Origin of the sequence: Pseudomonas sp. DNDY-54 (assembly GCF_019880365.1) — a bacterium.
Classification (GTDB): Bacteria; Pseudomonadota; Gammaproteobacteria; order Pseudomonadales; family Pseudomonadaceae; genus Stutzerimonas; species Stutzerimonas stutzeri_P.
On record NZ_CP082271.1, the window covers coordinates 3,398,087 to 3,415,834 of the forward strand.

Annotated in this window: 18 protein-coding genes; 11 read left to right on the forward strand and 7 right to left on the reverse strand. The window is 59.6% G+C overall.

Features of this window, described 5'->3' with window-relative positions:
- Positions 1–9 precede the first annotated feature (9 nt).
- The 3 genes from mlaD to K4O48_RS15825 are packed head-to-tail and all read right to left on the reverse strand — an operon-like array spanning position 10 to position 2,073.
- The gene (gene mlaD / locus K4O48_RS15815; RefSeq protein WP_222909331.1) at positions 10–468 is read right to left on the reverse strand and encodes an outer membrane lipid asymmetry maintenance protein MlaD; all 459 of its coding nucleotides are present in this window, start codon (positions 466–468) and stop codon (positions 10–12) included.
- Complete coding sequence (gene mlaE / locus K4O48_RS15820; RefSeq protein WP_222909332.1) at positions 468–1,265, reverse strand: lipid asymmetry maintenance ABC transporter permease subunit MlaE; 798 nt, start codon at positions 1,263–1,265, stop codon at positions 468–470. Before mlaE ends, mlaD begins: the two co-directional genes overlap by 1 nt.
- Positions 1,258–2,073, reverse strand: coding sequence for an ABC transporter ATP-binding protein (locus K4O48_RS15825; protein ID WP_222909333.1), 816 nt, complete (start codon positions 2,071–2,073; stop codon positions 1,258–1,260). The genes mlaE and K4O48_RS15825 overlap by 8 nt, the downstream gene beginning before the upstream one ends.
- A 259-nt stretch (positions 2,074–2,332) precedes the next feature.
- Here K4O48_RS15825 and K4O48_RS15830 point away from each other — a divergent pair, with 259 nt between their 5' ends.
- From K4O48_RS15830 to K4O48_RS15875, 10 genes are all read left to right on the forward strand, one after another.
- Positions 2,333–3,307: a KpsF/GutQ family sugar-phosphate isomerase gene (locus K4O48_RS15830; RefSeq protein WP_222909334.1), complete on the forward strand. Its 975-nt coding sequence runs from the start codon at positions 2,333–2,335 to the stop codon at positions 3,305–3,307.
- The gene (locus K4O48_RS15835; RefSeq protein ID WP_222909335.1) at positions 3,307–3,828 is read left to right on the forward strand and encodes an HAD family hydrolase; all 522 of its coding nucleotides are present in this window, start codon (positions 3,307–3,309) and stop codon (positions 3,826–3,828) included. Before K4O48_RS15830 ends, K4O48_RS15835 begins: the two co-directional genes overlap by 1 nt.
- An 8-nt stretch (positions 3,829–3,836) precedes the next feature.
- Complete coding sequence (gene lptC, locus K4O48_RS15840) at positions 3,837–4,409, forward strand: LPS export ABC transporter periplasmic protein LptC (protein ID WP_222909336.1); 573 nt, start codon at positions 3,837–3,839, stop codon at positions 4,407–4,409.
- Positions 4,396–4,944: a lipopolysaccharide transport periplasmic protein LptA gene (gene lptA / locus K4O48_RS15845; protein ID WP_222909337.1), complete on the forward strand. Its 549-nt coding sequence runs from the start codon at positions 4,396–4,398 to the stop codon at positions 4,942–4,944. The genes lptC and lptA overlap by 14 nt, the downstream gene beginning before the upstream one ends.
- A complete protein-coding gene (gene lptB / locus K4O48_RS15850) occupies positions 4,944–5,669 on the forward strand; it encodes an LPS export ABC transporter ATP-binding protein (protein WP_222909338.1) in 726 nt (241 codons plus the stop codon). Before lptA ends, lptB begins: the two co-directional genes overlap by 1 nt.
- A gap of 148 nt (positions 5,670–5,817) precedes the next feature.
- Complete coding sequence (locus tag K4O48_RS15855) at positions 5,818–7,326, forward strand: RNA polymerase factor sigma-54 (protein ID WP_222909339.1); 1,509 nt, start codon at positions 5,818–5,820, stop codon at positions 7,324–7,326.
- Between the two features lie 83 nt (positions 7,327–7,409).
- A complete protein-coding gene (gene hpf / locus K4O48_RS15860) occupies positions 7,410–7,718 on the forward strand; it encodes a ribosome hibernation-promoting factor, HPF/YfiA family (RefSeq protein ID WP_222909340.1) in 309 nt (102 codons plus the stop codon).
- A gap of 6 nt (positions 7,719–7,724) precedes the next feature.
- The gene (gene ptsN / locus K4O48_RS15865; protein ID WP_222909341.1) at positions 7,725–8,189 is read left to right on the forward strand and encodes a PTS IIA-like nitrogen regulatory protein PtsN; all 465 of its coding nucleotides are present in this window, start codon (positions 7,725–7,727) and stop codon (positions 8,187–8,189) included.
- A gap of 120 nt (positions 8,190–8,309) precedes the next feature.
- A complete protein-coding gene (rapZ, locus tag K4O48_RS15870) occupies positions 8,310–9,167 on the forward strand; it encodes an RNase adapter RapZ (protein ID WP_222909342.1) in 858 nt (285 codons plus the stop codon).
- 8 nt (positions 9,168–9,175) lie between these two features.
- Positions 9,176–9,448: an HPr family phosphocarrier protein gene (locus K4O48_RS15875; RefSeq protein ID WP_222909343.1), complete on the forward strand. Its 273-nt coding sequence runs from the start codon at positions 9,176–9,178 to the stop codon at positions 9,446–9,448.
- A gap of 80 nt (positions 9,449–9,528) precedes the next feature.
- Here the strand turns inward: K4O48_RS15875 and pmbA are convergent, their stop codons facing one another.
- Positions 9,529–10,875 (reverse strand): metalloprotease PmbA, encoded by a 1,347-nt coding sequence (gene pmbA, locus K4O48_RS15880; protein WP_222909344.1) that lies wholly within the window; start codon positions 10,873–10,875, stop codon positions 9,529–9,531.
- Positions 10,876–10,982: 107 nt separating this feature from the next.
- Here pmbA and yjgA point away from each other — a divergent pair, with 107 nt between their 5' ends.
- Positions 10,983–11,504 (forward strand): ribosome biogenesis factor YjgA, encoded by a 522-nt coding sequence (yjgA, locus tag K4O48_RS15885; protein WP_260523644.1) that lies wholly within the window; start codon positions 10,983–10,985, stop codon positions 11,502–11,504.
- 80 nt (positions 11,505–11,584) lie between these two features.
- Here yjgA and tldD read toward each other — a convergent pair whose 3' ends face one another.
- The 3 genes from tldD to K4O48_RS15900 are packed head-to-tail and all read right to left on the reverse strand — an operon-like array spanning position 11,585 to position 17,719.
- A complete protein-coding gene (gene tldD, locus K4O48_RS15890; protein ID WP_222909345.1) occupies positions 11,585–13,027 on the reverse strand; it encodes a metalloprotease TldD in 1,443 nt (480 codons plus the stop codon).
- Positions 13,028–13,029: 2 nt separating this feature from the next.
- Entirely contained in the window at positions 13,030–13,875 is an 846-nt protein-coding gene (locus K4O48_RS15895; RefSeq protein ID WP_222909346.1) for a carbon-nitrogen hydrolase family protein, read from the reverse strand.
- 40 nt (positions 13,876–13,915) lie between these two features.
- A complete protein-coding gene (locus tag K4O48_RS15900) occupies positions 13,916–17,719 on the reverse strand; it encodes a YhdP family protein (protein ID WP_222909347.1) in 3,804 nt (1,267 codons plus the stop codon).
- Positions 17,720–17,748: the final 29 nt, after the last annotated feature.

Here is a 17,748-nt window from a genome sequence, read left to right on the forward strand (position 1 = left end):
GGATACTCCTCACTCTTTATTGACCGAATTGAGCAAAAATTTGCCGATCAGCTCTTCCAACACAAGGGACGACTGGGTATCGCGAATCGTATCGCCGTCGCCCAGCGTTTCCTCTTCGCCGCCGACACTGATGCCGACATATTTTTCGCCCAGCAAGCCGGCAGTCAGAATCGACGCCGTTGAGTCCATCGGCAGGATATCGATATCCTTCTGGACCTCCAGCGTGACACGTCCGGTATAGCTCTCGCGGTCCAGATCGATCGCAGTCACTTTGCCAATGGTCACGCCGGCCATGGTGACCTTTGATCGGACACTGAGACCGGCAATATTGTCGAAATAGGCGTAAAGCTTATAGGTGTCAGTGCTATCGACATTCAGCCCACTGACCCGCAGCGACAGCAGGAGCAGCGCCAGAACACCGGCCAAGAGGAACAAGCCAACACCGATTTCCAGGGTGCGGATACGCATCAAAAATCTCCAAACATCAAGGCGGTCAAAATAAAGTCGAGGCCGAGTACCGCCAGAGAGGCGTAAACGACGGTCCGGGTCGTGGCACGGCTGATACCTTCTGAAGTTGGTTCGCAGTCGTACCCCTGAAACACCGCGATCCAGGTAACCACCACGCCAAACACCAAGCTTTTGATCACGCCATTGAGTACGTCTGACGTAAAGGTGACGCTGTTCTGCATGTTGGACCAGAACGAGCCTTCATACACCCCTAGCCAGTCTACGGCGACCATCGCGCCGCCCCAGATACCCACCACGTTGAAGATTACGGTCAGCAGCGGCAAGGAAATGAAGCCGGCCCAAAGCCGCGGCGCAATGATGTACTTCAGCGGATCGACGCCAATCATTTCTAGGCTGGACAGTTGTTCGGTGGACTTCATATTGCCGATCTCAGCCGCCAGTGCTGATCCAGCGCGCCCGGCGAACAACAACGCGGTCACCACAGGCCCGAGCTCCCGCAGCAGCGTCAATGCCACCATCTGCCCCACCGCTTGCTCGGAACCGTAGCTGCTCAGAATGCTGTAACCCTGCAGCGCAAGCACCATGCCGATAAAGATGCCGGATACCACAACGATCGCCAGCGACAGCACACCGACCGAATAGAGCTGCCGGATAAGTAGTGAGAACCGATTGCGCAACCCACTGGGCCCAAACAGCGCATGAAACAGGAACAGTGTCGCGCGCCCCTGTGCCGCGATCACGTTTATGCCAGCCTCACCAAACGCTCGGATTCGCTCGACTAAAGAACGTTTACGCATCGGAGCCTCGCAGCAAATCCTCGGCATAGTCCGGTGCCGGAAAATGGAAAGGAACCGGGCCGTCCGCAGCGCCCTTCATGAACTGTTGAATACGCGGACTGGTTGACGCTCGCAGCTCAGCTGGCGTTCCCTGCCCAAGTACCTGCCCATCGCCCACGACGTAGATGTAATCGGCAATGCTGGCAGTTTCGGCCAGGTCATGAGAGACGACGATACTGGTGATACCCAGAGCATCGTTGAGCAATCGGATCAACTGCACCAGCACGCCCATGGCAATCGGGTCCTGGCCGGCAAAGGGCTCGTCATACATGAGAATCTGAGGATCCAGCGCAATCGCACGCGCGAGCGCCACACGACGTTTCATCCCACCGGACAGCTCGTCAGGCATCAGCTCCACCGCCCCGCGCAGCCCCACCGCCTGCAGCTTCATCAGGACGATGTCGCGGATCATCTCTTCAGGCAGTTTGGTATGCACACGCAGTGGAAAGGCCACGTTCTCGAAAACATCGAGGTCAGTGAACAGCGCGCCGCTCTGGAACAGCACGCCCATCTGCTTGCGCATATCGAACAGCTCGCGGCGCGACAGCGTTGGCAGGTTGGTCCCGGCGACCCAGACTTCGCCGCTGGTTGGCTTGAGCTGGGCGGCGATCAGGCGCAACAGCGTGGTCTTACCGCAGCCGGACGGACCCATGATGGCCGTCACCTTGCCTCGCGGTATGACGATATCGACATTGTTGAAAATGCTCCGCTCCCCGCGCATGAAGGTGACACCCTTCAGCTCGACGGCGTTAGCGTTGGCGGCGCTCATCGGATCTCCTTGGATACAGCCTGCGAATCAGACGCCCTCCGGTCTTTCGGAGTTACTTCGCAGAGCCGTTTTGGCGGCGCGAACTATAGCACCGCCCTCGGGACCTCCCAAGCAAACGCCTGTATTGGCGCATGAGCGAGCGGATATTCGTTCAGCTTGAGTTCAGTATCAGCGGCGACGATCCATTCGAAGCTTTTCGGTGAGCAGCGCTGGGTTTGCCGCTATAATCCCGCGTTTTCATTCAGGCGACGATGCGAACATGAGTCAGAGCAACCAGCTGATCGAGACGGCCCAGCGCACAATCCGCATGGAGATAGAAGCGGTCGAGCAACTCAAGAGCCGCATCGATGCGCAGTTCGTCAAGGCCTGTGAGCTCATCCTTCAATGCAAGGGCCGCGTCGTCGTGGTCGGCATGGGCAAGTCCGGGCATATCGGCAACAAGATCGCCGCCACGCTCGCCAGCACCGGCACCACCGCCTTTTTTGTTCATCCGGCCGAAGCCAGCCATGGCGACATGGGCATGATTACCCGTGACGACGTTGTGCTGGCCCTATCCAACTCGGGCACAACCAGCGAAATCGTGACCCTGCTGCCGCTGATCAAACGCTTAGGGATCACCTTGATCAGCATGACCGGCAACCCCGATTCTGTGCTCGCCAAGGCGGCGGAGGTCAACATCGATGCGAGCGTTGCCATCGAAGCCTGCCCGCTGAACCTGGCGCCCACCTCTTCGACTACCGTGAGCCTGGTACTCGGTGATGCGCTGGCGATCGCGCTGCTGGAGTCCCGCGGCTTCACCGCCGAGGATTTCGCCTTTTCTCACCCCGGCGGCGCACTGGGACGACGCCTACTGCTCAAAGTCGAACATGTGATGCACGCCGGAGCGCGCCTTCCGCTTGTCAATCGGGGCACTTCTCTGCGCGAAGCGCTGTTGGAGATGACCCAGAAAGGGCTCGGCATGACCGCGGTTTTAGAGGCGGACGGCACCTTGGCTGGCATCTTCACTGACGGTGACTTGCGCCGCACGCTGGACAAGGGGATCGATGTGCGCCAGGCCAGCATTGATCAGGTCATGACGGTCCATGGCAAGACTGCCAACGCCGACATGCTCGCTGCCGAAGCGTTACGAATAATGGAAGACAATAAGATCAACGCGCTGGTAGTAGTCGATGAGAACGACCGCCCTGTTGGTGCGCTTAACATGCATGATCTGCTGCGCGCGGGAGTGATGTAATGAACGACTTACTTCGTCGCGCCCGCGATGTCCGTCTGGCTATCTTTGACGTCGACGGCGTTCTCACCGATGGCAAGCTGTACTTTCTTGTCGATGGCAGCGAGTTCAAGACCTTCAATACGCTCGATGGTCAAGGGATCAAGATGCTGATCAATTCTGGCGTTCGCACCGCGATCATCAGTGGCCGCAAGACACCCGTTGTCGAGCGACGAGCCCAAAACCTGGGCATCCAGCACCTGTATCAGGGGCGTGAGGACAAGTTGGTGGTGCTCGATGAATTGCTCGCCGAACTCGGGCTCGACTACGCTGAAGTCGCCTATCTGGGTGACGATCTCCCAGACCTGCCAGTGATACGCCGTGTCGGCCTGGGCATGGCTGTCGCCAGCGCAGATACCTTTGTACGCCAGCATGCGCACGGGGTTACTGCCGCTCGCGGTGGTGAGGGTGCGGCACGCGAGTTCTGCGAACTGATCATGCGCGCCCAAGGCAGCCTCGAAGCCGCTCAGGCTGCCTATCTCTAGAGGTCTCAATGCTCAGTAAAATCCGACGCCCCGCCATTCTGCTGCTGATCGCGCTGCTGTTGATCGCGATTGGCTACTGGAACATACGGCCCGAGAGCTTTATGCAGGATGTGCCCGTGGCTCAGGGACAGGCATCGCCCATCGATTTCTACGTCATCAACTCCCGGACCGTTCAATACCAGGCGGATGGCAAGCGCAACTACGAGCTGACTGCAGAGAAGGTCGAGCACATCAAAGCCAGCGACGTCAGCCTGCTGACCCGGCCCGATATACGTTCCTATCGGGGTACTGAGCTGCCTTGGCACGTGACCAGTGAGCGTGGCGAGGTCGGCCCCAAGGGGGACGAAGTCGAGCTGATCGACAACGTCAGGATCGAACGCACCGATGCAAAGGGACGCCCAACGATCGTCACCACCAGCCGGATGACCGTTCTTCCCGAGAAGGATTATGCCGAGACCCGCCAACCCGTTAGAATCGTCGCCGCAAACGGCGTAACCACCGCCACGGGTATGAAAGCGTATCTAGACGAAGGCAGGATGCTCCTGCTATCCAATGTAAGAGGCCAGCATGAGCTGCGTTAAAACTCTCCCCCTTCTGATCGGTTTAAGTATTTTTCTGCTCGGTTCGTATGCCCATGCGCTTCCTGAAGACCGCAATCAACCGATCCGCGTCCAGGCCGATACGGCGGAGCTGGATGACCGCCAGGGTGTTGCGGTGTACCGCGGCGATGTGGTGATCACACAGGGGACGATGAAAATCACTGGCGACACCGTCACCATTACCCAGAACGAGAATGGCGATGTTGAGGTCTTCACCTCCATCGGCAAACCCGCCTACTACGAGCAGAAGCCGGCAGCGGACAAAGAAATCGTCAAGGCGTATGGCCTGACCATCCAGTATTTTGCCGCGAACGAGCGCATCGTCTTGATCGATCAGGCAAAAGTCGTCCAGGAAGGCAATACGTTTGAAGGCGAGAAAATCGTCTATGACACCCAACGACAGATCGTCAACGCAGGCCGCGCTACCAATACCGACGTCACCACTCCCCGCCCCCGGGTCGACATGGTCATCCAGCCGCGCAAGAAAGATCAGCCGGCAACGGAGCAGACTGAGTAATGCCGACCCTCAAAGCCCAGCATCTAGCCAAAAGCTACAAGAGTCGCCAGGTCGTACGTGATGTCAGCCTGTCCATCGATAGCGGACAGATTGTCGGCTTGCTTGGCCCGAACGGAGCGGGCAAGACCACGTGCTTCTACATGATTGTCGGCCTGGTCAAGGCTGATCAGGGTCGGGTACTGATCGACGACCAGGATGTCACGCATTTGCCCATGCACGGTCGCGCTCGGGCTGGAATTGGCTACCTGCCTCAGGAAGCCTCGATTTTCCGCAAGCTATCCGTGAGCGACAACATCATGGCGATCCTTGAAACACGCAAGGATCTTGATCGCAACGGGCGACAGCTGGCGCTGGAAGGCCTGCTGCAGGAATTTCATATTCATCACATTCGCGACAGCCTGGGCATGAGCCTGTCTGGTGGTGAAAGGCGTCGTGTCGAGATTGCCCGCGCGTTGGCTACCGCACCCAAGTTCATTCTCCTGGATGAACCCTTCGCCGGTGTCGACCCGATCTCTGTTGGCGACATCAAGCAGATCATCCACCACCTCAAGGCCAAAGGAATCGGTGTGCTTATCACCGACCACAACGTCCGCGAGACGCTGGACATCTGCGAAACCGCTTACATCGTCAACGATGGTCAACTGATTGCCGAAGGTGATGCAGAGACGATCCTGGCCAATCAACTGGTCAAAGAAGTTTACCTCGGACACGAATTCAGACTCTGATCCTGCTTTTTTCCACCGAGACGGTCGTCTAGGGCTAGGCAAAGGCTTCTCAAGCAGGCATATAATTTGCTTACGTTGGCGCCAGCTGCGCCAGCGAAATCGGAACAGGCGCGGTTGCGCCGGCAAATAAGGTTCGAAGTCCTCTGCCATGAAACCATCGCTAGTCCTGAAGATGGGCCAGCAGCTGACGATGACTCCGCAGCTGCAACAAGCCATACGATTACTCCAGCTCTCCACCCTCGATCTTCAGCAGGAGATTCAGGAAGCGCTGGACTCCAACCCGATGCTCGAACGCGAAGAGGATGGAGACGACTTCGACAACTCCGATCCAATGGCGGAGTCCGTCGAAAAAAAATCAGAGAGCACCTCCACCGAGACGGCCGAACCAGACGCTCACTATGAGGAGCCCATCAATACGGTGGAGAACCTCGAGGAAGGCGACTGGGGGGACCGCATCCCCGAAGAGTTGCCCGTAGATACCGCCTGGGAAGATATCTACCAGACGAGCGCCAGCAGCCTGCCCAGCAGTGACGACGACGAATGGGATTTCACCAGCCGGACCTCAACGGGCGAAAGCTTGCAAAGCCATTTGCTCTGGCAGCTCAACCTCGCCCCCATGAGCGACACCGATCGTCTCATCGCCGCCACCCTGATCGACTGCATCAACCCTCAGGGCTATCTCGACGAAACCCTTGAAGAGGTGCTTGAGTCATTCGATCCAGAACTGGGAATCGAGCTCGATGAGGTGGAGGTTGTACTGCGCCGCATCCAACAGTTTGAACCGGCCGGTATCGGGGCGCGGGATTTGCGAGAGTGCTTGTTACTGCAGCTTCGCCAGCTTCCCGAGCGAACTCCCTGGCTAAGCGAGGCACTCCGGCTGGTGAGTGATCACCTGGAGATTCTCGGCGGTCGCGACTACAGCCTGTTGATGCGCCGCCTAAAGCTCAAAGAAGACGAGCTGCGCCAGATCATCGATCTGATCCAGACATTGAATCCGCGACCCGGCTCGCAAATCGAAGCGGGTGAGCCGGAATACGTTGTACCCGATGTGATCGTTCGCAAGCACAACGGCCGCTGGCTGGTTGAGCTGAATCAGGATGCCATGCCCCGCCTGCGTGTCAATGCGCAGTACGCCGGTTTCGTCAAACGCGCCGATGCCAGCGCTGACAACACCTTCATGCGCAACCAGCTGCAAGAGGCACGCTGGTTTATCAAGAGCCTGCTAAGCCGCAACGAGACGCTGATGAAGGTTGCCACGCAGATCGTCGAACACCAGCGCGGCTTCTTCGAGCATGGGGATGAAGCCATGAAACCGCTGGTGCTACACGATATCGCGGAGGCAGTAGGGATGCATGAGTCGACGATCTCGCGGGTCACAACGCAGAAATTCATGCATACCCCGCGCGGCATCTACGAGCTGAAATATTTCTTCTCAAGCCATGTCAGCACAGCCGAAGGCGGTGAATGCTCGTCCACAGCGATACGGGCAATCATCAAGAAGCTGGTCGCCGCGGAAAACCCTAAAAAGCCATTGAGCGACAGCAAGATCGCTGGTCTACTGGAGGCACAAGGTATCAATGTTGCACGCCGCACCGTCGCCAAATACCGCGAATCACTCGGTATTGCACCATCCAGCGAGCGCAAGCGGTTGATGTAGATGCCCAGGCGACTTGTTCGATTTCTTTCGGTGGCGGGCGTTTTAGCCCGCCGAATCGCAAGTGGCAGAAAAGGAGATGCAGTATGCAAATCAACATCACTGGCCTTCACTTAGAAATCACAGAAGCCATGCGTGACTACGTTGAGGAGAAGTTCGACCGACTGGAGCGACATTTCGACCGCATCATTGCCGTCCAAGTGATCCTTCAGGTCGAAAAGCTCAAGCAGAAAGCCGAAGCCACACTGCATGTAGCCGGACGCGAAGTCATTGCCAACGCCGAACACAGCGATATGTACGCGGCCATAGATTTGCTTGCCGACAAACTTGACCGGCAACTTATCAAGCACAAAGAAAAACAGCTCGACCATAACCAGGGCTTACTTGCTCGCTGACCCATCATGATCCGAATCGAAAACATTCTGACCCCCGGACGTTCCTTGGTGAACGTCCCGGGTGGTAGCAAGAAACGCGTCCTGGAACAGATCGCTAAGGTGCTCGGCCAGGATCTCCCCGATCTGGACTCGCAGACTATCTTCGAGAGTTTCATTGCCCGCGAGAAGCTTGGCTCAACCGGCTTCGGCAATGGCATTGCCATTCCTCATTGCCGTATGCCTGGCTGTGTATCGCCCCTCAGTGCCGTACTGCGGCTCGACACGCCAGTAGACTTTGATGCCATCGACGGCGCTCCCGTCGATCTGCTGTTTGTGTTACTCGTGCCCGAAGCGGCCACCGACGAGCACCTCGAACTGCTTCGTCAGATTGCTAGCATGCTGGACCGCGAAGAGGTGCGTGAACGCCTGCGGCAGGCCACGTCGGGGCAGGATCTGTATCAAGCCATTGTCGATATTCAAAGCGGTCGCTAGCAGAGCGGTGTTTTGCCGCCCACGCTGAGTGAGGAAGAGACACGTGCCCCAAACCTGCCAACGCTCATCTCTCCCAAGCAGCCTCAAGCGAGGCATCTTGGCCTTCGTGCCACCCACTGCATGCGCCTGATCATCGTCAGCGGTCGCTCCGGGTCCGGCAAAAGCACCGCGCTCAACGTACTTGAAGACAATGGCTTCTATTGCATTGACAATTTGCCCGCCGGCCTTCTGCCGGAACTGGCGGAGCGAGCGCTGCTGCACACGGAGTTGCTGCAGCCACAAGTGGCGGTATCCATCGACGCACGCAATTTACCCAGCCAACTGAAACGATTTCCCGAGCTGCTCGAAGATGTGCGCGCCCGATATATCCAGTGCGACGTGCTGTACCTGGATGCTGCAGACGAGACGTTACTCAAGCGCTTCTCGGAGACGCGTCGGCGGCACCCGCTGACCAATCAGAATCGCTCACTGGCAGAGGCGATCCATGACGAGGAGCTGCTGTTAGCGCCCATCATCGATCACGCTGATCTAAAAATTGATACCACGCACCTCAACCTCTATCAGCTACGTGACACGCTGAAGCTGCGCCTGCTGAACAAGCCCGAGCCAGGCACAGCGTTTCTCTTCGAGTCCTTTGGATTCAAGCGCGGCATGCCGGTGGATGCGGATCTGGTCTTTGATGTGCGTTGCCTGCCCAACCCGTACTGGAAAGCCGATCTACGGGATTTTTCTGGCCTGGACCAACCCGTCATCGACTACCTCTCGACGCAGGCAGACGTAGACGAGATGTTCCACGATATCCATGCCTATCTGAGTAAATGGCTTCCGCGGTTCGCTGCAAGCAATCGTGCGTATGTCACGGTTGCCATTGGCTGCACCGGCGGCCACCACCGCTCGGTCTATCTGGCTGAGCGGCTGGGTGAGGCGCTGCGCGACCCCTTGAAGAACGTCCAGGTCCGCCACCGCGACCTGACTTAGGAATTCACATGCCTGCGTGCGAGATCACCATCATCAATAAGCTTGGGCTACATGCCCGAGCGGCAGCGAAGTTCGTCGGCGTCGCCAATCAATACCCTTGCGACGTCCGCGTGGGTCGCTGCGCTGAATCGCTCATCGATGGCAAGAGCATCATGGCTGTGATGATGCTCGCCGCCAGCAAAGGCACCACCTTGCACCTGCATACCCAAGGCGAGCAGGAACAAGAGGCGCTACAAGCGTTGATCGCGCTTATCGAGGATTATTTCGAGGAGGGCGAATAGTGGCCGGCAAGCGAATCATCGCCGTGCCTTCACCTCACTCGGCCGCTTCTACATTTTGATTACGGCCAGCCTGCACCTCGTTACTGCCCCGCCACTTTCATCCGTTCGATAAGCACCGATCCGGTGTGAATGCTGCTACGCGTTTCGACATCGCAGCCCACCGCAACGATCTGACGGAACATGTCCCGCAGGTTGCCCGCGATGGTGACCTCCTGAACCGGGAACTGAATCTCACCGTTCTCTACCCAGAAACCACCAGCGCCACGGGAATAGTCACCGGTGACAAGGTTCAAGCCCTGCCCCATCAGTTCAGTGACCAACAATCCCCGCCCCATGCGACGAACCAGGGCCGCCTGATCTTCATCACCGTGGGTCACGAAGAGATTGTGCACGCCGCCGGCATTCGCGGTACTGGGCATTCCCAACTTGCGTCCGGAATAGGTTCCCAGTACATAGGAGAGCAGCCTGCCATTCTCGACGAACGGCTTGGCATAGGTTGCGAGTCCGTCGCCATCGTATGCGGAGCTTGCCAACCCACGTGGTAGACGCGGGCGCTCATCGAGGCTCAACCACTCGGGAAACAGCGTTTCTCCCAGCGCGCCTTCCAGGAAAGACGACTGGCGATAGAGATTGCCGCCAGAGATTGCAGCGAGGAAATGGCCGAACAGCCCCGTCGCCAGCTCCGACGAAAACAACACGGGCACGTCGCAGGTCGATACGGGCCGGGCGCCCAAGCGGCGAACGGCACGCTCAGCGGCACGCCTGCCAATTGACTCGGCAGAGGCCAGATCACTGGCGACACGGGAAACATCGTAGTGGTAATCCCGCTGCATCTGGCCATCCGCCTCGGCGATCATCACGCTGCTCAGGCTATGCCGGGTGCTGCAATACGCGCCAATGAAGCCATTGCTATTGCCGTAACCGCGGCTTCCTTGGTGAGTGCTCAAGCTGGTGCCGTCGGCGTTGAGAATGCGGCTGTCAGTGGCGAAGGCCGCCGCCTCGCAGCTGAGCGCCAGCTCAATGGCTTCATCCGGCGAAATGCCCCAGGGATGATAGAGATCCAGATCCGGAACATCGGTCGCCATCAAGGCAGGATCGGCGAGCCCGGCGAACTCGTCTTCAGACGCATGCTTGGCAATCGCAAGCGCGGCCGCCACGGTTTCACGAATTGCTTCGTCGCCACTGCCGGTTGTGCTCGCCGAGCCCTTGCGCTGACCGACGTACAACGTAATACCGAAGCCCTGATCACGATTGAACTCAACGGTCTCTACTTCCCGCTGCCGGACCGTCGTCGACAGGCCCTGCTCCATCGAGACGGACACCTCACAGGCGCTAGCACCCTGCCGGCTGGCCTCTTCGATGATCCGCGACACTTTTTCGCGCAGTCCGGGCAACGCGTGCGGGCCAATCCCCTCTACTTCACTCATAAACACTCCAACAACTGATTCCATCAAGTCGCAAGCCCTCGGTGCTCGGCTGAGCTCCGCAGCGAGGCTGCTGTTATCATGGCGGCATTTCCTACTGGACTAGCCCCATGTCTGACATTTCCGATCTCGACGGCTTCGAGGAAAAGAGCAAAACCCAGGTCAAACGTGAGCTGCACGCCCTCCAAGACCTAGGTGAGCGCCTCACGACGCTCAAGCCCGACGTACTAGACCGTCTACCGTTGACTGACGCATTGCGCAAGGCCCTCGCCGATGCGCCGAAACACACTGCTCATATCGCCCGCAAGCGTCACGTGCAATACATCGGCAAGCTGATGCGTGATCAGGACGTCGACGCCATCCTGGCGCTCGTTGATCAACTCGATGCGTCCACACGTCAGTACAACGAACGCTTCCATGCGCTGGAGCGCTGGCGCGACCGGTTGATCGGCGGCAACGACGAAACGCTGGAAGCGTTCGTGACCGAATACCCGGAAACCGACCGCCAGCATCTGCGCGGGCTCATCCGTCATGCCCAGCATGAAGCAGCGCGTAACAAGCCGCCCGCCGCGAGTCGCAAGATATTCAAGTACATCCGCGACCTGGACGAAACCCAGCGCGGCCTGCGCTGACCAGGCGCTGCGAGCCGTGAGCCCAGCGACCGGCAATAGCGCGACGGCTTCCCGCTCCGCCTGACGGCTAGCAACACCCGTCAGGCCCCTGTCCCGCCAACCGTGATGCCGTCTATCTTCAAGGTTGGCTGACCCACGCCAACCGGTACTGACTGACCATCTTTGCCGCATGTGCCGACGCCGCTGTCCAAAGCCAGATCGGTGCCGACCATCGAAACCTTGTTCATGACCTCCGGTCCGTTGCCGATCAATGTCGCGCCTTTTACCGGCGCCGTGATCTTGCCGTCTACGATCAGATAGGCCTCGCTGGTCGAAAAAACGAATTTGCCGCTGGTGATGTCTACCTGGCCGCCGCCGAGGCTCGCGCAGTAAATCCCCTTCTTAACCGAGCGAATGATTTCCTCCGGGTCGCTCTCGCCTGCCAGCATGTAGGTGTTGGTCATACGCGGCATCGGAAGGTGAGCGTAAGACTCACGCCGGCCGTTGCCGGTAGGCGAAACGCCCATCAAGCGCGCATTCAGCTTGTCCTGAATATAGCCTTTGAGGATTCCGTTCTCGATCAGCGTGGTGCATTGGGTCGGCGTGCCTTCGTCATCCACACTCAAAGAGCCACGACGATTCGCCAACGTGCCGTCATCCACAATGGTGCACAGTTTGGAAGCGACCTGCTGGCCAACCCGCCCGCTGTAGGCCGAACTGCCCTTGCGATTGAAGTCGCCTTCCAACCCATGTCCCACGGCTTCGTGCAGCAACACGCCCGACCAGCCCGGCCCGAGGACGACCGGCAAGGTACCAGCCGGCGCCGCAACCGCATCCAGATTGACCAGGGCCTGGCGCAGCGCCTCACGGGCATAACCCATCGCCCGGTCTTCGCTGAGAAAATATTCATATCCCGTACGGCCACCACCGCCCTGCCCGCCGCGCTCACGTCGGCCGTTCTGCTCGACGATGACACTGACGTTGAAGCGAACCAGTGGACGTATGTCAGCCGCCATGCCGCCGTCCAGGCCGGCCACCAGAATGTGTTCCCACACCCCGGCCAAGCTTACGGTGACCTGTTTGATACGCGGATCCAGCGCCCGAGTGGCCACGTCGATACGCTTGAGCAGTTCAACCTTCTCCGCCCGGCCGAGCCCATCAAGCGGGTTGTCACGGCTATACAGAGGGGTAAAGGCGGCTTTCGATAACACCTGAACCCGGCCCTGTTGACCGCCGCGGGCAATCGAACGGGCCGCTTCGGCGGCCTGGCGCAGCGCGTCGGCGGTGATCGCATTGCTGTAGGCAAAGCCGGTCTTTTCGCCAGACAGGGCGCGGACCCCCACGCCTTGCTCCAGGTGGAAACCGCCTTCCTTGACGATGCCATCCTCTAATACCCAGGATTCGGTCACCTGATCCTGAAAATACAGATCTGCCGCGTCGATACCGGGGCCGGCCAACTCGCCGAGCAGGCCCGGCAAGTCGTCTAGGCCCAACCCGCCCGGTGTCAGCAGGCGCTCGGTAACAGGTAACAACAGTTCACTCATATCTACTCCAAAGTGCCCGAGACGATAAGGGGCGCGGTAAATCGGCGGTGGTTCAGCAGCGGCATGTGCCGGCGCGTCGCCGCCTGTTCGGCAGCGTCTCGCCCGGCAACCAGAACCGCTTCGCCAGTGGCATGCTCGCTCAATACGCGCCCCCAGTAATCCACGATAGACGAGTGACCATGGGTCAGCCGCCCTCCAGGGTGTTCACCACCCTGCGCTGCGGCCAGCATATAGCATTGAGTCTCGATGGCCCGCGTGCGTATCAACATCTCCCAATGCGCCTGCCCGGTCACGGTGGTGAACGCCGACGGGGCGCTTATCAGTTCGGCGCCGGCTAATCGCAGTGCGGAATACAGTTCAGCGAAACGCAGGTCGTAACATACCGTCATCCCCAACCGGCCCACTGGCGTATCCACCACGACCAACCGCTCTCCCGCTGCGTAATTGTCAGATTCCCGATAGCGCCCGTGTGCATCACTGACGTCAGCGTCGAACAGATGCAGCTTGTCGTACCGCGCAATCCGATCGCCTTGGTCATCGATCAACAACGAGCAGGCCCGGACCATTGCCTCTGGCTGGTCATCTGGCGGGAGGGGTAGCGTACCGGCCACTATCCATAATTGGAGGTCTCGCGCGGCCCGCTTCAACCACGGCAAGATCGGTCCCCGCCCTTCGGCTTCGGCGTACCCGACCGCCGCCAAGTCGGTTCGTCCCATGGCGGCAAAATTCTCGGGCAGTACCACGAGTTGGGCGCCGGCCCCGGCCGCACCCTCAAGGAGCCGCCGGGCATGCGCAAGATTAGTCTGGATATCGGCCTGGCTGGCCATCTGGATAACGGCTAGGGTCATGGTTGGGCACGCTCCCCCGCGCGAGATGAAGCAACCGGCGTCAATTGGGCTTTTCGAACGGCTTGTCGAATGTGATCTTTGGTGACTGCCACGGGCCCTCGACGCTGTATTGGACGGTCGCAAAGCGAGCCACCCTGTCTCCGAGCAGTTTGTCGACAACGAACAGGGCGCCGCCGATCGCAGGCGCGCCCACTATCAGCGCCGCTAACGGCAAGTTGTTGCTGACCGGGAGCGTCACCAGTAGCTTGGCGTCGATCCGATCATTCACCAGGTCCAAGCGACCGTCCAGCTCAAGGTTGCTGGACGGCCCGGCCACTGTCAGCGGCTGAGAGGTGACATAGACACCGTCGGTTGCCTTCAGCTCGGCCTTGATCCGATCGTAGCTCAGTCCTTTACTGAACAGATCCGAGAAATCCAGCCGCAAACGTCTTCCAATGGAATCGAAATTGAGGAGGCCGAAAACGCGCAGTGCCTGTGCGCCACCGTCCACTTCACGAAGCTGGCCTTTGCGCAACCGGGCGTCAAGGTTGCCGGACAATCGGTTCAGCGAGAAGTACGCGGGGGAGCCCGGCCAACTGCTGTCCACTTCCAGGCGAAAGTCTTCGCTCGTCGTCGAAGGTGCGAACCCCCATGCCAGCAATACGTCTGCGAGGTTCTCGCCTTCGAGCCGACCCTTGTACCAGGTACGTGAGGTGTTCCAGCCACCCTCCCCGCCGAGCTTCAATCCCTTGAGGTTCAGATCGATATCTGAAAACGCAGCCCCCTTAGGGCTCGGCCGAATTTTTAACGATCCGGCTCCCAGTAGCTCGTCCCCCCGCAACACTTCGGCGACGGCAATATCCATTGCCGGCAGCCCCCTCGGATCGACACCAGCCAGCGCATCGCGCGCCGGCGCCTGGGGATCGACCGGAGCGGCCGCTGGCAAGCGCAATCGCGTCAAATCCATCGCGATGGGCTGACCATCGTCGTCCGGCAAACGAACAGCGCCGACCACCCTGTCGCTATCCAAGCCAAGCAACCAGCCCGCCGGAATACGCTGCAGGGCAACGCCAAGATTATCGATACGCGTGCCGAAGCCTTCAAAGGTGCCGACATCGAGCTGAACCTGACGCAGCATCGATGCGCTCGTTTGGTTCGTCGCGCCTTCTCCGTACGTCTTGATCAGCGCCTGCCATTCGCTCAGATCGAACCGGGCTAGATTGCCACGCACATAAAGCCCCTGATCCGTGCGCAGATTTGCCGCGGCGCCGCCCAGCACCAGCTCGCCACCGCCCTCGGCCCAGTCGCCACCGCGCGCGACAAACGTCATTGCCGCAAGCGCGTCGTGCCTGAGCGTGTAACGTTGCCGATCTCCACCCAGTGTTGCTCGTAAGGTAGTGTCGCGCCGTTCCTCGGCCTTCTTGCCAAACGGCGCGGGCAGCTCCAGCACTGTCCCCACAAGCGACGAATCTATCTGCAAACGGTTGTCGTCTCCGCCGAAATACAGGTTCAGCCTGATAGGTAAGTCGCCAGCGATGGGTAATGGCTGGTCTATGTTCCCCCATGCCAAGATCCGCTGCACTGGCACGGTACCCGACGCTTCGATCCGCGTGGCCGGACGGCCTGGTTTTCCGGTCGCAACTGCCTTGGCCTGTAGTGAACTGCCTAGCGCGCGCCCGCGGATCCCCTGGGCGCTGAAACCCTGCTCGCTGTCATAGCGAAACTCACCGTCCAGCGCTTCAAGCTGAAGGTCTGCCTGAGCGATGAACAAGGACGCATCGCGGCTGGTGAACTCGGCGGCAATGTGAGGGCGCTCACCTTGGGCCAGCGGGATGTCCAATCTCAGCGTCCCGTTTAACGGCCCATCTCCATGCCAACCCGCAAACAGCTCATCGGTTCCAATGGGTGCGACCTGCATCAGCGTAAGCGCATCTCGCAGCTGACCATCCACGTGCCCTTCAACCTTCAGCCGCAGAGGCTGAGCGCCCTGGTTACGAGGAATTTCCGCTGTGGCGGCATGCACACGGCTATCCAGCATGCGCGCTTCGGCAAGACGCACTCGCACCCCGCTGTTTTCGATCAAGACTTCGCCGCGCCCATCACGCAGCACCGGCCAGCCAGGTTGAAATGCAAGCTCGGCGTCTTTCACCTTGAAGTACAAGCTCAGGCTGCGCGCGGTTGCATCGGCTTCGGCGGCCAACGCGCCTTGATATTGGAAATAGCCCTGCTCAACCCTACCGCCGCGAATCGCGGTATGCAGCCATTCACTCAACGCCGGACTCAACGCAGGCGAGCGCGTCGGCAGGTACTTCTGCGTGTAACGTGCATCCCCATCAGAAATGCCAACACGCAAGTCCATGTAGTCTTCAGCCGCCGGATCGCGCATGAGTCGGATCAGGAAATCACCCGCGATGCGACCTTCTTCGCCATCAACCTGGAGATAGGGTGCGGCCAGCGTGATGGCTTGCTTATCTACCGTCCAGCGCAGGCTACCGCGAGCACGCTCATACGCCCAAGGCTCGGGAAAAAGCTCGGCCAGATGCAGCGCAAAATTGTGATTATCGAAACGAAGCTCGCCGCCGGCCAGATTGCCTTCGACGGCACCGCTGACGTTGCTCACCGCGGGCACCCACTGATGGGCGGCGATGCTCACCGCATCGAGGTTAGCGGTGTACCTCAAACGTTCGGCGCTCGACGCCGTCGGCTGATAATCGAGCTGCAGATTGCGTAGCGTTCCGCTCGGAGCCAACCCAAGCAGATAGTCGTTTGCTACATCGGGCAGCGGAGCCGATGCATGAACCAGCGCCGCCACCGGCCCGATCGCCAGATGGTCGGCTCGCAGGTGCCACCGATTCTCATCGGTGTGCTGCTGGACCACCACCGCGGTGTCGCGCCAACGTTGCTCATTGAAGGTAAAGGCCAAGCCATTCAGTTGCAGTCGATAGCCATGAATCGTCCGGTCCAAATACGCCTGCACCGCCAGATCGCCGACCTGAACCGGCTCGCGTTTCTCTCGGCCTATCTGTAGAGCCGGCACGTTCAGACGGGCCACCGCGCGAGCCAGGCCGCGCTCGCGCCAGTCGAGCCATACTTCCCCTCCCGCTTCGAGCTCGGCCAGCGTCCAGCTGGCGCTCAGACTTGCCGGCGCCCAGGCCGCCCAATCGCTCTGCGGCAGGCTGAGATAGAGTTTGGCCTCGGTGGCTCGCCAGTCTTGCACGGGCACCCGAGCCTGAGCATTCAAACTCAGTGGCTGCCCGTCCGGCAGCAACAGGCGGCCATCGAGGCGAAGTCGCTCACCGGCGATGCGCAATTCGAGGTTGGCATAAGTCAGCGTGAGTGGCGCTTCGCCATTCGCCTCAAGGGTAATTTGGCTATCCAGGAGCCGCAGCCGTTGAATCTTCTTCAGTTCGGCGAACAGCTTGGTCAGATCGGTGGGCGCTTGCCCGCCGCGGTCCGGCAGCCCTTCGACACCCCAGCTGCCATCCGCACGTTGCTTGACGCTCAGCTGCGCCCCAACGAACTCGACACTTTGCAGCTTCAACTGACGGGACAGGATGCTGGCAGCCACATCCGGGACCAGTGCGAGCCGATCCAACCGCACGGCCGCATCCCCTTCACCCAGGATCACATCGTGAGCAAGCAGCTGGGGTGAAAAGCCCTCCCAACGCCCTTCCAGCTTGCCGAGTGCGACCGGCATCTGTAGCAGATCTCGAGCCTTGTCCTGCACCTCAAGACGGTACTCCGACGCCAACGGCAACAATTGCCGGCCAAGGCTCACGTAGAGCGCCAGGAGTATCAGTCCGATCGCGCCCAGCCAGAGGCTACGGCGTAGAACGCCGAGAACATGTACCAGGAGCTGACTCATACTGATTTGCCCCGCACACCCAGGCCACG